Source organism: Elusimicrobium sp. (assembly GCA_015062115.1).
In the GTDB taxonomy this organism is placed as follows: Bacteria; Elusimicrobiota; Elusimicrobia; order Elusimicrobiales; family Elusimicrobiaceae; genus Avelusimicrobium.
In genome coordinates, this window is sequence record SUVG01000007.1 from 20,172 (window position 1) to 35,478 (window position 15,307).

Genomic DNA, 15,307 nt, shown 5'->3' on the forward strand with positions numbered 1-15,307 from the left:
TAAAATAGTACAATATCTGTAAGTGTTGTTTTTTGAAATTCCTTAAGGAGTTATAACTATGAAGAAATTTATCTTATTGGGTGCCGCGCTGTTTGCGTGTGGTGCCTTGTACGCGGAGAGTATGCAATTTGTAACCTTGCTTTCTTCTCCGTTAGGAACCTTCAGCCGTTTGGAAACGGCTGACCCTGCTGTTGCTACAAGAAGTCAATTTGTTAACTTTGGTACTACCAAGGTAGGGACGGGCCAAATCGATTTGGTAAAAAAAGCCCCCAGTATTAAATTCCTTCACTTAGCGTCCGGAACGACCCTGAGTAGTGGTAATTTGGCGGCCTATTATACTACGGGCCGTTTTGAAATTGGGCCCGGGGGCACCGTAACGGGGAAATCTCTTTTAGCGACGAGTTTATCCTATAAAGGATCGACTAGTGCCAAAAGTGAAGTAAGCGGAACATTAACGCTTGCGAATACCGGTAAGTTTGTTGGCGGCTATGCAGGGTCTATGATTCTCGGAAAAGCCAAAACGGTTGCAAGCCGGCCCGACAATGTAGGCCTTGATATGCACTGGAGTAACATCCATAAATGCGAGGCTTATAAAACGGATGGGACATGTCCTACCGGGAAGGAAAGCACTTATGCTAAATCTTTTGTACTTAAGAGCAAAGCCTCTTTTGATGCTCCCTGCGGAGAAGGGCCGAAAGGTGCAAGTTATACGGACTTTTGTCCTACAGGCCAAACCGGCTCTATTACTATGACTTGGGACACAGGTCTCTGTGCATATAAAGAAACAAAAAACACCTGTAAAAATACTAAAAAGAGATGCTTAACCAAACGCAGATGGTGTAAACTGTTGGATGTCGGTACCGGGGCATTAAATAGCGGCGCATATAATGAAGATACGCTTACCGATTGTAGCGATCTTAAAAGGGGTTTTGGCCACTTGAATGGTTGTGCTGTTGCTATTGGTATGTATGGCGGAGATGATTTTAACAGCACTTTTAAGCAAGTTCCTATGGGGTGTTCTTGGGGGCAGGAATGTGATTCCTGTGAGTTAAATGCCTACTATGCCAGTAGTTCTAATGGTGTTTACTGCGCTACTTGTAAAAATATGATGCAGTATGCGTATGGGCCGGGTAGCGTAAGAACCCTCTATAATGTGGCTTATGCTGTCTGTACGGAATTGGACGACTGTGCGGAAGGCGAGGAAAGAACAGACTGTTGGGATATTGGAAGTGGTTCTAATTCGGATGTTCCGATAGATGTTCCTTTAACGCCTGTTCCTATGGATCCGAACTTGTAGATTTAGTTTTAATAAAAAACCCCCTCAAATACCGAGGGGGCTTTTATTTGTACTCTTTAGTGTATTTATATTGTTTGGCTGTCGTTTTTTTACTCTTGTTCTTCTTGGGCCCTTTCTATTTTTTGTGTGAGGGCCTTTTTAATTTCTTTGGCTGCTTTTTTATCTTTCTTTTCCAATTGTTCCAATAATTTTTTTTGTAATTGCGCAGGCAATTTTTCCGCCCCATATTGCCGCAGTAAACGGACGGCCTGTGCGTTTTGCAGGGCTGCCGCATAGAACAAGGGCGGAAGGCCTTTTTTATCGGCCAAATTGGCGTCTGCGCCGCGTTTTAAGAGGTAGAGCAGTAAATCTTGCCGAACTTTTTCCGAGGGGTATTTTTGGGTAATAGCCATGAGTAACGGCGTGGCGCCCAAATCGGTTTGGATATTAAGTTTTGCTTCTTTGAAAACTAACAGTTTGGCCGCCTCGGCTTGTCCGTCCCGCGCGGCGATAAATAAAGGAGTCCACCCTTGCGGAGTGGCGGCGTTGATATCTAAGCCTTTTTCCAACAGAAATAAAATAATATCTTCATTCCCGCCGGAGGCCGCCGCATGCAACGCATTAAACTCTATTCCGCCATATCCGCGTTCTTCGTCCGAAAAATAAAGCGTACGATGCAAGGGCGCGCCCTGCTCTAAGCCTTCTTTTACGGCCAGTAAATCGCCATAATAAGCATCGGCAATCAGGGTTTCTGCGCGTTGGGTTTTGTCGGCTTGATGATAAGTAAAAACCAACCCTCCCACAACCGCTACTACCAATGCCAAAGAGATTTTGCGCATCATAAACAAACCTCTTGGTTTGTATCGGCTGAACGGTACATGGCATCTAACACTTTTTGTACTTCTAATCCTTCCGCTATTGAAGGGGAACTTTGCTTTTCCTGATGCACGGCCTGCAAAAAGGTGTACAGACTGTCCGCATGGCCCCGAATCCAACCCAAGGGGTGACGGGAAGGGGGGAAGTTGTTTACTTCCGAGTATTTCTGCACGGTTTCAATGCGGGTATAACCGGCAAGCGGATTGGCTACATCATAAAAATACAACCAGTTGCCGTCCATAAAATCAATTTTTAGGGCACCTTTTTCCCCGTGAATTTCGATAAATAAGTCCGTATTGGTACCGGTGGCCAGTTTGTTGGCTTCCACCGTGCCCACGGCTCCGTTTTGAAGGGTAACAACGGAGTAGGAAGCGTCGTCCGTGTCAATGAGGCAGATACCGCCTTTTCCGTCGGGTCGGGTGGCATAAGCCGTTTGATTTTTGGTATAAACACGCGCCACCGGCCCGGCCAACCAAGTGAGCATATCAATTACATGGGCGCCCAAATCATACAAAGTTCCTCCGCCGGCCGCTTGGCGGCTGTTGCGCCAACGGGCGGGCTTGGTAGGATCTATATGAGAAGGCATAATCATGTGTGCCCGAAAGGAAAGAATTTTTCCCAGGCGGTTTTCGTCCATGAGTTTTTTGGCTAATTTGGCCGCCGGAATAAAGCGGTTGTTAAAAGCCGTTTGGGTGGTTACGCGGGTTAAATTCGGGTGCGCCAAAATGCGTTGGGTTTCTTCTTCCCCGCAGGCAACGGGCTTTTCGCAATAAATGTGTTTATGGTGGTCTAACGCTTGCAAAATAGCCTGTGCGTGTTGTGCATTGGGCGTGCAAATATCAATGATATCTATATCGGGTAAAGACAGTACTTCTTCTAAGTTATGGCAAGCGTGTTCAAAACCATAGCGTTCTTGGGCGGCTAAAGCATTTTCGTAGCGGCCGCTACACACGGCGGCGAGGCGAATATTAAAATCCGGCTCGTAATAAAGCGGAATCGTTTTGTATCCGTAAGTGTGGGTTTTCCCCATAAAACCAAAGCCGATAACGGCAACATTAAGTGTTTTCATAAGTTGGTTTTATTCTAGCAAAAAAGAAGGGCCGGTTGGTAATAAAAAAACCCCCGCCGTGAAGCGGGGGTTTGGGTTTTAGTCTAAACTATTTTTCTACTTTTTCGGTAGGCTCAATAGCGGCGAGTTGTTTGTACAAGTCGCGTCTCCAAGCATATTCCGATTCAGCGCGTTTGATAAGTTCTTTCGCGAGTTCGGGGTTGTCTCTCATGAGGCCTTTGAAGCGGTTTTCGCCGCCCATGTAATCGGCCAACGGGAGGGTGGGGGCGCCCAAGGGGCTATCCACATGCAAGGGGTTTTTGCCTTCGTAGCGGGCTTCGGGGTTGAAGCGGTAGAGGATCCAGCGGCCGGCTTGTACGGCGCGTTTGGCTTCACCCATACCTTTGGACATATCAATACCGTGAGCAATGCAGTGCGCATAGGCAATTACCAAGGCCGGGCCGTCGTAAGCATCGGCTTCCGCCAAGGCTTGGATGGTTTGGTTCATGTTGGCACCCATGGCTACTTGCGCTACATAGATGTTGCCGTAGGTCATGGCAATCATACCGAGGTCTTTCTTCGGCATGGTTTTGCCGCCGGCGGCAAACAAGGCTTTGGCACCGAGCGGAGTGGCTTTGGACATTTGACCGCCGGTGTTGGAGTACACTTCGGTATCGAGCACCAAGATTTTGATGTTCTTGCCGGAAGCCAAGACGTGATCCAAGCCGCCGTAACCGATATCGTAGGCCCAGCCGTCACCACCCAAGATCCACACAGATTTGCGAACCAAGTAGTCGGCCAAGCTTAAGAGGCGTTTGCAGCGGGGGCAATCTCTGCCGGTTAAGAAGGCTTTGAGTTCGGCCACGCGTTTGCGTTGTTCTTCTACGCCCGCATCGGTGGTTTGGTCGGCATTTAACAAGGCATCAACCAAGGCGGTGTGATCTTTGAGGCATTGTTCTCTGTTTTCGACGAGCAAGGCTTTGGCATCGGCGTTTAATTGGTCAAATGCTAAGCGCATACCCAAACCGAATTCGGCGTTGTCTTCGAACAAGGAGTTCGCCCAAGCCGGCCCTTTGCCGTCATCGCGTTTGCAATAGGGGGTGGTGGGCAAGTTACCGCCGTAAATGGAGGAACAACCCGTAGCGTTGGCAACAGCCAAGCGGTCACCGAAGAGCTGGGTTAAGAGTTTCACATAAGGCGTTTCACCGCAGCCCGCGCAAGCGCCGGAGAATTCAAACAACGGTTGTTTGAGTTGGGAACCTTTCACAGATTCTTTTTTGGTTTTTACTTCGGCTTGTTTGAGGCCCAAGAAGAAAGCATAGTTATCGATTTCATCATTGCGAACATCTAATTGATGTACCATGTTGATGGCTTTCTTTTCCGGGTTTTCTTTGTTTTTAGCCGGGCAGTTGAATACACAAGCGCCACAGCCGGTGCAGTCTTCCACCGCTACTTGTACGGTGAATTTGAGGCCGGCCAAGTCGGCTTTTCCGTCGGCAGATTTGAAAGTTTTAGGAGCATCTTTCAAAGCTTCGCCGTCATAGGCTTTAATGCGGATAGCAGCGTGCGGACACACCAAAGAGCAGAAACCGCATTGGATACAAGTGTTCGGATCCCAAGCCGGTACCATGATGGCGATATTGCGTTTTTCATATTGCGTGGTAGCGGTAGGATAGACGCCGCCTTCCGGCATGGCAGAGGTGGGAAGTTCGTCCCCGCGGCCGGCAATCATTTCGCCCAACACATCTTTTACAAAAGCGGGGGCTTCGGCCGGTACAGCGGCTTTGGTGTGGAGTTTGGAAGTTACTTCAGCCGGATATTTTACTTCGTGTAAACCCGCCAAGGCGGCATCTACGGCTTGATAGTTCTTCTGTACGATTTCTTCACCTTTTTTGGAATAGGTTTTCTTAATAGCGTCTTTAATATCGGCGATGGCTTTTTCAGCCGGGATTACACCCGCAATACCGAAGAAGGCGGTTTGCATGATGGTGTTGGTGCGGCTGCCCATACCGGTTTTGAGCGCAATTTCGGAAGCGTCGATGACATACACTTTGAGTTTGCGGTCAATGATGGTTTTTTGTACTTCGGCGGTTAAGTGGTTCCATACTTCTTCCGGCCCGTAGGGGGAGTTGATAAGTACGGTGGCGCCTTCTTTGGCTTTACCGAGTACATCGTATTGGGCCAAGAAGTCAAACATATGCACGCCGATGAAGTCCGCAGATTGGATAAGGTAAGGCGCGCGGATATAGTTTTTACCGAAGCGGATGTGAGAGGTGGTCATAGACCCGGATTTTTTGGAGTCATAGACGAAATAACCTTGAGCAAAGAAGCCGTTGGCGCTGATGATTTTCATCGTGTTTTTGTTGGCGCCTACGGTACCGTCGGAACCTAATCCGTAGAACAAGGCGGCAAAAATATCGCCGGCGGCTTTGCTTTCCAATTTGCAAACGGGCAAAGATTTGCCGGTCAGGTCATCATGGATACCGACCACAAAATCTTTCACGGGTTCGTCTTTGGCCAAGTTTTCAAATACGGCCTTTACGTGAGAAGGCGTAAAGTCTTTGGAACCGATACCGTAGCGGCCGCCGATGATAAGCGGGGTGGCGGCAAATTTGGCTTTGGCTTCAGCGGTCAAGAAAGCGGCGCAAACGTCTTGGAACAAAGGTTCGCCCAAGGAGCCGGGTTCTTTGGTGCGGTCAAGCACGGCCACTTTTTTGACGGTGGACGGAATAACTTTGATGAAGTCTTCAATGGAGAAGGGGCGGAACAATTTAACTTTCAAAACACCCACTTTTTCGCCTTTCATGGCATCAATGGCGTTTTGGGCTACGTCCGCACCGGAACCCATAATGACGATAAGTCTTTCGGCATCTTCATCACCGAAGTATTGGAACAAATCGTATTTGCGGCCGGTCAATTTTTCGAATTTGGCCATTTCTTCTTTTACGATGGAAGGAACAGCGTTGTAGAATTTGTTGACGGCTTCGCGGGCTTGGAAGTACACATCGGGGTTAGCGGCGGTACCGCGCACGGTGGGGTGTTCGGGGTTCAAGCCGCGGGCTTTGTGTTCGGCGACGAGTTCGTCGTTAATCATTTCCTTCATTTGTTCTTTAGACAAGGGTTCCACCATGTTCAGTTCGTGGCTGGTGCGGAAACCGTCAAAGAAGTGTACAAAAGGAATGCGGGAGCGCAAGGTGGAAGATTGGGCGATTAAGGCCAAGTCCATGGCTTCTTGCGGGTTATCGGAACACAACATGGCCCAACCGGTTTGGCGGACGGCCATTACGTCGGAGTGATCACCGAAAATGGACAAAGCGGTCGTGGCGATGGCACGCGCAGACACGTGGAACACGGTCGGGGTGAGTTCGCCCGCGATTTTGTACATATTGGGAATCATCAAAAGTAAGCCTTGAGAGGCGGTAAAAGTGGTGGTTAAAGCACCGGCTGTCAGCGCACCGTGTACCGCACCGGAGGCACCGCCTTCGGATTGGAGTTCGCTTACAGAGGGAACGTTACCCCAAATGTTCGTTTCGCCTTTGGCGCTTTTCGCGTCGCAGATTTCGCCCATCGTGGAAGACGGGGTAATCGGGTAAATAGCGATTACTTCGTTGGTGGCATGGGCGACGTGGGATACAGCACCGTTGCCGTCCATAGCAACTAGTTTAGCCATAGTTAGGAAGTCTCCTTTTTAGAATTTAAATCGGTAAAATTCCGTGCATAAAAACACGGGAGCCCGGAGGGATACCCCGGCTCCTATATATTGTATAACTTTGGGGGGTATTTGGCAAACCTCATTTTATAGGGAAAAAGACCTGTTTTTAAGTAGGCCCTTTGGCCCTTGAGTAATTGCCCCGATTTTTGAGATAATTTAGCATATCTTGTTTTTGGAGTGTCTATGAAAAAAACTTTTATTTTGATTTTTCTAACCTTTATTTCCATAAATGTTTCTGCCCAAGGGAACATAGGTAAAAATATTTGGAACGGAATTAAACAAATTGCGGCTCCCAATGCTACGGGCCGAGCATTTGCCTTGCAGGTGGAGCGCCGCGTGGCCGAGGCCACTATTCGCCAAACCATCGGGGCCCAAACCTATGCGCAAGGGTTACAACACGCTCACCAGGGCTTGTTCACTTCGCGCGATGAGTTGTTGAAGGAGCTGGGGGCCTATCCTTCCGTAGAAAAAATGGCGGAAGTGGACTACATTAACAAAAAGGTTTCCTTAAAAGTTCTTACGCACCGCATCGGCCGAAAATTTGTGGAGGCTCAGGAAGATTTAATAAAAGTAGGCGGTTGGGTGTATAAAAACAATTATCAGCAAGAACTTCAACTGGATAATGTAGGCCTGAACAAAGTGAAAAAAGAGTTGGAAAAAGCCGGTTTTGTGCGCCTGTTGGAACACGGGGAAATGTTGGCGGAGCGCTATGAAGTGCTTGCCCCTCTTTTGGACAGAGCCTCCCTGTTAAATATGCAGAAAATTTCGCTGGAACAAATGGCCGTATATTCTTACTTAAACGATATTGTCAAACAATCTTATCAACATGTTCAAGAGTTAAAAAGAGAATTACCCGCCGATTTTGCCACTACCAGTGAACGGAACTTGTCCTCTCACTTTTCCTTCCTTCGTATGCGCGAAGCAACTTTGCAACTGAACAGAAACCTGTTAGATTTGCTCGTGTTTGTAAGGGAAGAAAATATTATGGAACTAAATCAACTCCGCCAAGGCCACGGAGACCTTCCTTCCCGCTTATTGCCTGCGTGGAAAAACTTTTTGGAAATTTACGGCTATATCGAACCGTAAAACCCGATTCTTATTTGCTGAAAAACCCCGCTTTTACGCGGGGTTTTTTATTAAAAAAAAGAAGTGCTTTCTCATCGAGGACTTGACCCGTTTTTTTTACAATATACCTAATCGGCAGACAGGAAGAATTAAAATGCCGTTTGCTTGCCGTAAACTTATTTCCAAGGGTTTTATTTCTTTTTGATTTGCTTTTCATGGGCGGCTTTCAGTTTGGCAAGGAAGGCCGCTTTTACATTTAATTTATTGTTTAAGGGAGCCGTTTTAAGGTGGCAAATACCAATGGCCACGGCATCGGCTGTATCGTCGGGGGACGGGGCTTTATCCAAGTTCAGTGTCAATTGCACCATGCGTTGTACTTGTTTTTTATCCGCGGTGCCTGTGCCGCAAATCATCATTTTTACACGGGTGGGGGGATAGAAAGTAACCTCCTTTCCGGCCTGTTCGCAGGCCAGTAAGATAACGCCGCGCGTCATTACGGTGTTGGCCATGGTTTGGGCTCTTTTTAAGAAGTAGTTTTGTTCCATGGCTACTTGATCGGGTTGGTAAGTTGAAAGAATTTTTTGAAGTTCCGCAAAGATATAATCCAGCCTTTTGGGGAGGGGTTGTTCCGCCCCGGTGTGAATGAGCCCGCAGGCGCGCAAAGAAAGAACGGAACGGGCGCTCCTGGTTAGGATTGCCCATCCCGTTCTGTCTAAACCGGGGTCTATACCTAAAACGGTGGTATTCGTTTCAGTCAAGTTTCCTCTGTCTTACTCGGCTAATTTAGCGGCAATGGCTTCGTCAATGTCGGAGTTGTCGTACACGTTTTTGGTGTCATCGTGGTCATCGAGAGCATCCAACATTTTCATCAAAGTTTCGGCGGTGTGTTCATCGGTAATGGACACTTCCGTATCGGGCAACATGGAAAAATCGGCCGATACCGGGGTGACGCCTTTGGCTTCAATGGCTTTTTTCACGGCATCCATTTCGGCTACATCGGGGTTGGTGAGTACTTCAAACACATCACCCGCGGTGCGCACATCTTCGGCGCCGGCTTCCAAAGCCACATCCATAAGTTCTTCTTCGGAAATATCTTCGGCTTTTACAACAATCAAGCCTTTGCTTTTGAACATATAAGATACGCAGCCAGCCGTACCGATAGAACCGCCGTGGCTGGTGAAAATTTTACGGATTTCGGCGAAGGTGCGGTTTTTATTGTCCGTGGTGCATTCTACGATTACAGCCACAGAACCGGGGCCGTAACCTTCATAGGTGATTTCTTCGTAAGATACACCGGGGAGTTGGCCCGTACCTTTCATGATAGCGCGTTTGACGTTGTCAGACGGCATATTCGCGGCGCGCGCATCGTCCATGGCTTTGCGCAAGCGCGGGTTTTGATCCGGGTTACCGCCGCTCATTTTGGCGGCGATGGTGATTTCTCTTAAAATTTTAGTGAATACTTTGCCTTTTTTGGCGTCTACGAGGGCCTTTTTGTGTTTAATACCGGCCCAGTGCGAATGTCCACCCATGGGTATACTCCTTACTGCAGATTTAGATACTTCTATTCTAGCAAATTTTTAGTGAGCCTAATGATAGAAGTTATTTTACCCCGCATGGGATTCCCCTACGGTCATTTTGTTGACTCAAAATGCCTTCGGGCCGGACCTCGCGGTTTTTGCCTTTTCCCGATGGAAACTGCCATCGGCTCAAACAAAAACATCGCTCCGGTCTTCGAATCCCAACGCAGGCAAAGCAGTTTGTCTGCTTGTGTGTTAAAATTTTTTCAAAATTTTACCCCGCATGGGATTCGAACCCATACCACCGGTTCCGAAGACCGGTACTCTATCCAGTTGAGCTAACGGGGCATAACACTTACTTTATTGTAGCAAAAAAGAACACTCGGCGGTAGCGTAGCGCAATAAAGATGCCCTCTGCAAAAAACTAATATAAAATTGCGGGTAGAAAAAAATGGTCAAAAAAAAATTTTTTTGATATAAATAAGAATATGAAATCTATTAAAAACGACGGAGCAGCCCGCTGCCCCAATAACTGTGAACCTTTTGAAGTAGAATACTGGTCGCTCATCAGTGCCGACCAAAACCCCGATTTGAAAGAAGCCGCTTTAGGCGGAGAACTCAACTTGGTACAATGCCCCGAATGTGGCACTTTTTTTCACCATGACGGAGATTTAATTTATTTTGATGCCCCTGCCGAAATGCTTATTTTTGTATTTTCGGAGAAAGACCGCAAAAAAGAACCCGAACTTATCAAACGCATGCAGGAAGATTACGGCATTATTAAAAACACTTTGTTAAAACAATTAAATATGGATTATCCTCCATTATATGTATTTGGCCTGGAGGGCTTAAAAAATATCTTACAAGAAGAAGAAAAAATAGTGTTCGAGTCGGAAGCGGTTGCCGCTTCTGCCGCAGAACAAGGCTTTAGGGTGGTGCGCCTGAAACCGTCATACGCCAGGCAACATCATTTCCCGTATTATGTACCGGCCGCTACCGGGGGGGAGGCAAACGATTATGCTATCGCGGCCGCGAAAGTGCTCAAAGGGGGGGTAAAAAGCCCTTTGCTTGCTAACTTTAAGGATCGAATGAGTGAGGAGGGGGCCCAAAGCCCGTTACTTTTATGAAGTCCTTTATCCCAAGAAAGTATAAAGAGCAATTATATGCGGTGGGAGCATATGCAAATAAACTAGGCCTCAAGGCATGGGTAGTAGGCGGGGCCGTGCGCGATTTTTATCTCAAGCGTTCTACTTCGGATATAGACTTGTCTTTCGACGGGAACCAAGAATCCGTAGCCAATTTTTGTGTGAAACAATGGGGCGGCGGAAAACGGAAATTTTCCCAGTTTTCTACCTTTCGCGTGAATATGGCTAACGGCCTTAAGTTTGATATGGTGCGTGCTCGGCGCGAATCTTACCCATATCCCGGTGCGCTTCCCGTAGTGGAGCCGAACGGAGTGATTAAGGATGATTTATTCCGCCGCGATTTTACGGTAAATGCGTGGTGTTTTTCCATTAACCCGCTTACTTTTGGTAAACCCTACGACCCGTACGGAGCACAGAAGGATATTGAGGCGGGGCTGATTCGCATTTTGCATGATAAAAGTTTTTTGGACGACCCTACCCGTATGTATCGTGCCGTGCGTTTTGCGGGGCGGTTCGGTTGGAAATTGGCCCCCAAAACGGAACGCCTCCTTATGGAAGCGGTGCGGGAAGAATATCCGCTTCTTCTAACGCGCGAGCGATTCAGCCGTGAATTTTTGAAAGTATTAAAAGAGCCGAAAATCAAAGAAATTTTTGCGCTCATGGAAAAATATGATTTACTCAAGTTTGCTTATCCCGGCCTTCAATGGAGCGATGCGTTATTACGCACGGACGATGTGGCCGAGCGCACGGGGATTTTGGTGTGTTTGCTAGGCCCAAGCGGCGAAGATTTTTTGCGGAGCCTTCATCTGCCGAAAGAATTTTCCCAAGAAATTTTGGGTGCTTGGAAAGTGACACAAGAAAAAATGAGCCCGCTTTCGCAACTCTCTCCGCTGCAAACAGAAATTTTAAAAGCGGTGTTGCCGGGCTTACCTCCGGGTGCGTTGGAGCCTTGTTTCTTAAAAGGGCGCGAAGTAAAGGAAATGGGACTGATGGGGCGCCGTATTTCGGGCGCGTTAGACCGCGTACGCCGTGCCCAGTGGGAAGGTTCCGTTAAAAACCACGAAGAGGCGGTAAAACTCTTGAAGCTGTAAATTATTTTTTCATAACTTTCTCCCCCGGTTATTTATTACCCGGGGGATTTTTTGTGCTGTTTTACTCCGGCCTATTTGTTATAATTAGTGGCATAAGGAGAATTATATGAAAAAAGGTTTTACTTTAATAGAACTGCTAGTAGTTGTTTTAATCATTGGTATTTTGTCTTCTGTAGCCTTGCCGCAGTATCAAAAAGCGGTATATAAAGCCCGCGTGAATAGGGTATGGGCTCTTCTAAAATCAATCAAAGATGCACAAGAAGTGTATTATATGGCCAACGGAACCTATACTGATGATTTAAGCCCATTGGATATACAAATTCCCAAAGGAGATGTCCACTCCATTACCACTTCCGGTGAGGAAATTTATTCTAACGGAACCTGTATCAACAATTTAGCCGGCTCCGCTACGGATCCCACCAAGTGGTATGCTTACGGCGGATACGGAGATGATTGCGGCAACTACAAAAGTGAAAGCGTTAAGGGTTGCTATTTGTATGTATATTTTGATCACCATGCTAAAGGCGGACAAGTGGAATGCCGCGGGACTGCGGACTGGTGTGCTTCTGTTTGCAAAACACTGAACCTTTAGCGGGCTTTGTGTCTTGTTCCGGTTGTGGAAAAACTAACCCTTTTTTTGACTGGCAAGGGAGAATTTTGTTTTCTACAATATCCGCAGGAGCGGCGTGTCTTTTGAAGGGGCCGTATTACCAAAGGAGGGGTTTATGAGGCTTGCAACCGACGGGCAAAACGATTTGGAAAAAGAACTCTATATACTTCCGTGCGAATTGGGGGTAGAAGAAACCATCAAGCGTTTGGTAAGTATTTTAGAGGAAAAACAATTTCCCGTGTATCATGTGTACAATCATGCGGAAGAGGTAGCCGGCGAGGGGGTAACGCTTCGGCCTGTGCAAGCGGTGGTTTTTGGGCTTTTAAGTGCCCGTGCCAAGGCTTTGGAGCAGGAGCCCAGTTTGGCCGCGGTACTTCCTTTACGTATTGCCGTTTGGGAAGATGCCCAAGGAAAGGTGTGGCTTGGGTTCAGCCGGGTCAGTTTACTGGCGGAGCGTTTTTCCAAAGCGCAGGCAGAACTGGCGGGGCATATGCAGAACTTGATGGAGAATATTGCTCACCGTGCTTCCAAAACGGCCTCGGCCCGCCATGAAGAAATGATTAAAAACTTGGAATAATTCCAATTTGCAGACTTCTCAAACGCCCCGGGCAAACCGCTCGGGGCGTTTGCATTGGGGCCGAGCAAAAAAGTACAATTTATATATGGCGTATTCATCATTTTTTCGCTTTCTTATTTTGTTTTTGACGGTTTGTTTTCCGTTTCTTTCCGCTTACGCAAGCGGGCCGTTAAAAACTTCCCGTTTTTTGAAAAAAGCCGCCCAACCTTCTGCCCGTTTCAGCGTTTCCTCCGTTCGCGAAATTCCTTCTCTTCGCTTGGCTGCAACCGTGTATCAACACTCGGTGGTTTCGGTAGGTTTTGATTATACGCCGCCGGTTGCTCCCCAGCATTTGACCTCTTTGGTGGAGCGGGCAATCCTTCGTCAAAGGGTTTTCCCGCCCGTTCTTCCCGCGCTAAAACCGCTCCTTCCCGATTGGGAGCAAATAGATGCGGTAATTTTCGATTTAGACGGTACCTTGTTAGATTCTTTGGCCGCTTGGGAACACTCGGGCACGAACTATTTGCGTTCGCAAGGTATTACCCCGGCGGAGTGGTTGGACGAAGAATTGGCTAAAATGTCTTTATTGGACGGAGCCAATTTGGTAAAAGAAATGTATAACCTTCCCGAAGAAGCCGAAGAAATTTTACGCCGCACCCTGGCCCCTATTTATAAACGCTATGCCACCGACTTACCCTTAAAACCCGGAGTGGCGGAAATGCTGTTTCATTTGAAATCTCTGGGGATAAAACTGTGCGTGGCTACCGCCTCGGATCGGGTGCTTGCCGAAACGGCTTTGGAACGGTTAGGGGTGTTGCCGTTTTTTGATTTTATTATTACTTGCGATGAAGTCGGTGTCGGCAAAAGAAGTTCCGCCGTTTACGAGCAAGCCCTTAAGCAATTGGGTACTGCCAAGCCGCATACGCTGGTAGTGGAAGATGCCCCCTATGCGTTGGAAACTGCACTGCAGGCGGGTTTTCCCACTTTGGGTGTTTTTGAGCCCAAACACGGGGCCGCGGCGGCTACTTACCTCTCCCAAACGGCCGACTATTATATCCTCTCTTTCTCCAGTATTTTGTCCCGTTAAAACTAACCCTTTTTTGTCGGGTTTAATCTCTTATAATTTAGTATAGTAACAAGTGAAGAAGTAGTACTTAAAAGAGAGGTTTTACTATGTGGGAAAAAGATATTAACATTCACGAAGTACGCGAAATCCGCAGCCGCTCTACGGTATATTTTGGGGTAGGGGCGATTGCAAAAATCGGGGATATTTGTAAAGATTTGAAAGCCCGCGGATTAGATAAACTAATCGTGTTAACGGGCCGCGGTGCTTACAAAAAAACAGGTGCTTGGGAGTATGTTACCAAAGCATTTGCCGATAACGGCATTGAATATGTGCATTACGATAAAGTAACTCCTAACCCGAACACGCACCATGTAAACGAAGCCACCAAAATGGCGCTTGATTTTGGTGCAAAAGCCATGTTGGCCATTGGCGGCGGCTCTGCCATTGATGCCGGTAAAAGTGTGGCTATTTTGATGAAATACCCCGGCAAAACGGCGGAAGATTTGTACGAATTTACCTTTACGCCCACCGAAGCGGCGCCGATTGTGGCTATCAATCTTACCCACGGCACCGGCACGGAAGCCAACCGTTTCGCGGTAGTATCCATCGAAGAAAAAGATTTCAAGCCGGCTATCGCTTATGATTGCATCTATCCGCTTTATTCCATTGACGACCCGGCTTTGATGACCGGCCTGGCGGAAGACCAAACGCGCTATGTGTCTATCGACGCGGTTAACCACGTGGTAGAAGCCGCTACCACCAAAGTAACTTCGCCTTATGCGATTGATTTGGCCTTATCGGTAGTGAAATTGGTTTCCGCCTACCTGCCCGTGGCACTCAAAGACCCGAAAAATTTGGAAGCGCGCTATTTCTTGGCGTATGCGGCTTTGATTGCGGGTATTAGTTTTGATAACGGTCTCTTGCACTACACGCACGCGTTGGAACATCCGCTTTCCGGCGTAAACCCGAACTTAACCCACGGCTTGGGGCTTGCCATGTTGTTGCCGGCGGTTATTAAAAACATCTACAAAGCCAAACCCGCCACCTTGGCTGATGTTTTGGCCCCGATTGTGCCCGGTTTAACCGGTTGCGCGTGCGAAGCCGATAAAGTGGCCGAAGGTGTGGAAAAATGGCTGTTCTCCGTGGGTTGTACCCATAAATTGGAAGATGAAGGTTTCAAAGCCGAAGATGTGGAAAAATTAGTGGAACTGGCTTTTAATACTCCTTCGTTGGGGGGCTTGTTGTCTATCGCGCCGACGGAGGCCGACCGCGAAGCAGTACGCACCATTTATACCGAGTCGTTGAAACCTTATACCAAATAATTATTGGAAGAAAACTAAAAAAC

The 15,307-nt window shown here is 47.7% G+C and carries 13 protein-coding genes and 1 tRNA gene; 8 read left to right on the top strand and 6 right to left on the bottom strand.

The genetic code is table 11. The features are described 5' to 3' along the window. Positions 1-58 precede the first annotated feature (58 nt). Positions 59-1,297: a hypothetical protein gene (locus E7027_06050; protein ID MBE6421667.1), complete on the top strand. Its 1,239-nt coding sequence runs from the start codon at positions 59-61 to the stop codon at positions 1,295-1,297. An 89-nt stretch (positions 1,298-1,386) separates the two neighbouring features. On the opposite strand, the gene E7027_06055 is transcribed toward E7027_06050, so the two are convergent. From E7027_06055 to nifJ, 3 genes are all read right to left on the bottom strand, one after another. Beyond that, a complete protein-coding gene (locus tag E7027_06055; GenBank protein MBE6421668.1) occupies positions 1,387-2,118 on the bottom strand; it encodes a hypothetical protein in 732 nt (243 codons plus the stop codon). Continuing rightward, positions 2,115-3,221, bottom strand: coding sequence for a Gfo/Idh/MocA family oxidoreductase (locus E7027_06060; protein MBE6421669.1), 1,107 nt, complete (start codon positions 3,219-3,221; stop codon positions 2,115-2,117). The genes E7027_06055 and E7027_06060 overlap by 4 nt, the downstream gene beginning before the upstream one ends. A gap of 88 nt (positions 3,222-3,309) precedes the next feature. After that, positions 3,310-6,870, bottom strand: coding sequence for a pyruvate:ferredoxin (flavodoxin) oxidoreductase (nifJ, locus tag E7027_06065; GenBank protein MBE6421670.1), 3,561 nt, complete (start codon positions 6,868-6,870; stop codon positions 3,310-3,312). 225 nt (positions 6,871-7,095) lie between these two features. Between nifJ and E7027_06070 the strand changes: the two genes are divergently transcribed. Then, positions 7,096-7,998 carry a hypothetical protein gene (locus E7027_06070; GenBank protein ID MBE6421671.1) on the top strand — a complete coding sequence of 301 codons (903 nt, stop codon included), beginning with the start codon at positions 7,096-7,098 and terminating at the stop codon, positions 7,996-7,998. Positions 7,999-8,168: 170 nt separating this feature from the next. Here the strand turns inward: E7027_06070 and ruvC are convergent, their stop codons facing one another. The 3 genes from ruvC to E7027_06085 form a co-directional block, all read right to left on the bottom strand. Further along, the gene (ruvC, locus tag E7027_06075) at positions 8,169-8,735 is read right to left on the bottom strand and encodes a crossover junction endodeoxyribonuclease RuvC (protein MBE6421672.1); all 567 of its coding nucleotides are present in this window, start codon (positions 8,733-8,735) and stop codon (positions 8,169-8,171) included. A 12-nt stretch (positions 8,736-8,747) separates the two neighbouring features. After that, entirely contained in the window at positions 8,748-9,506 is a 759-nt protein-coding gene (locus E7027_06080) for a YebC/PmpR family DNA-binding transcriptional regulator (GenBank protein MBE6421673.1), read from the bottom strand. Positions 9,507-9,769: 263 nt separating this feature from the next. Then, positions 9,770-9,842: transfer RNA gene (locus tag E7027_06085), tRNA-Arg, on the bottom strand. Positions 9,843-9,982: 140 nt separating this feature from the next. On the opposite strand from E7027_06085, the gene E7027_06090 reads away from it, so the two are divergent. The 6 genes from E7027_06090 (at position 9,983) to E7027_06115 (ending at position 15,284) form a co-directional block, all read left to right on the top strand. Continuing rightward, entirely contained in the window at positions 9,983-10,621 is a 639-nt protein-coding gene (locus E7027_06090) for a hypothetical protein (protein MBE6421674.1), read from the top strand. Next, complete coding sequence (locus E7027_06095) at positions 10,618-11,730, top strand: CCA tRNA nucleotidyltransferase (GenBank protein ID MBE6421675.1); 1,113 nt, start codon at positions 10,618-10,620, stop codon at positions 11,728-11,730. The genes E7027_06090 and E7027_06095 overlap by 4 nt, the downstream gene beginning before the upstream one ends. A 106-nt stretch (positions 11,731-11,836) precedes the next feature. Continuing rightward, on the top strand, positions 11,837-12,322 hold the full coding sequence (locus tag E7027_06100) for a prepilin-type N-terminal cleavage/methylation domain-containing protein (protein MBE6421676.1): 486 nt from the start codon (positions 11,837-11,839) through the stop codon (positions 12,320-12,322). Between the two features lie 133 nt (positions 12,323-12,455). Next, the gene (locus tag E7027_06105) at positions 12,456-12,917 is read left to right on the top strand and encodes a DUF302 domain-containing protein (protein ID MBE6421677.1); all 462 of its coding nucleotides are present in this window, start codon (positions 12,456-12,458) and stop codon (positions 12,915-12,917) included. 85 nt (positions 12,918-13,002) lie between these two features. Next, the gene (locus E7027_06110; protein MBE6421678.1) at positions 13,003-13,983 is read left to right on the top strand and encodes an HAD family phosphatase; all 981 of its coding nucleotides are present in this window, start codon (positions 13,003-13,005) and stop codon (positions 13,981-13,983) included. An 86-nt stretch (positions 13,984-14,069) separates the two neighbouring features. Further along, entirely contained in the window at positions 14,070-15,284 is a 1,215-nt protein-coding gene (locus tag E7027_06115) for an iron-containing alcohol dehydrogenase (protein ID MBE6421679.1), read from the top strand. Positions 15,285-15,307 lie beyond the last annotated feature (23 nt).

What these genes read in the sequence shown, in the direction of transcription:
- E7027_06105 (MBE6421677.1), top strand. Translation starts at nt 12,456, where the DNA reads ATGAGGCTTGCAACCGACGGGCAAAACGATTTGGAAAAAGAACTCTAT.
- E7027_06060 (MBE6421669.1), bottom strand. Translation starts at nt 3,221, where the DNA reads ATGAAAACACTTAATGTTGCCGTTATCGGCTTTGGTTTTATGGGGAAA.
- E7027_06090 (MBE6421674.1), top strand. Translation starts at nt 9,983, where the DNA reads ATGAAATCTATTAAAAACGACGGAGCAGCCCGCTGCCCCAATAACTGT.
- E7027_06095 (MBE6421675.1), top strand. Translation starts at nt 10,618, where the DNA reads ATGAAGTCCTTTATCCCAAGAAAGTATAAAGAGCAATTATATGCGGTG.
- nifJ (MBE6421670.1), bottom strand. Translation starts at nt 6,870, where the DNA reads ATGGCTAAACTAGTTGCTATGGACGGCAACGGTGCTGTATCCCACGTC.
- E7027_06100 (MBE6421676.1), top strand. Translation starts at nt 11,837, where the DNA reads ATGAAAAAAGGTTTTACTTTAATAGAACTGCTAGTAGTTGTTTTAATC.
- E7027_06080 (MBE6421673.1), bottom strand. Translation starts at nt 9,506, where the DNA reads ATGGGTGGACATTCGCACTGGGCCGGTATTAAACACAAAAAGGCCCTC.
- E7027_06115 (MBE6421679.1), top strand. Translation starts at nt 14,070, where the DNA reads ATGTGGGAAAAAGATATTAACATTCACGAAGTACGCGAAATCCGCAGC.
- E7027_06050 (MBE6421667.1), top strand. Translation starts at nt 59, where the DNA reads ATGAAGAAATTTATCTTATTGGGTGCCGCGCTGTTTGCGTGTGGTGCC.
- E7027_06110 (MBE6421678.1), top strand. Translation starts at nt 13,003, where the DNA reads ATGGCGTATTCATCATTTTTTCGCTTTCTTATTTTGTTTTTGACGGTT.
- E7027_06070 (MBE6421671.1), top strand. Translation starts at nt 7,096, where the DNA reads ATGAAAAAAACTTTTATTTTGATTTTTCTAACCTTTATTTCCATAAAT.
- E7027_06055 (MBE6421668.1), bottom strand. Translation starts at nt 2,118, where the DNA reads ATGATGCGCAAAATCTCTTTGGCATTGGTAGTAGCGGTTGTGGGAGGG.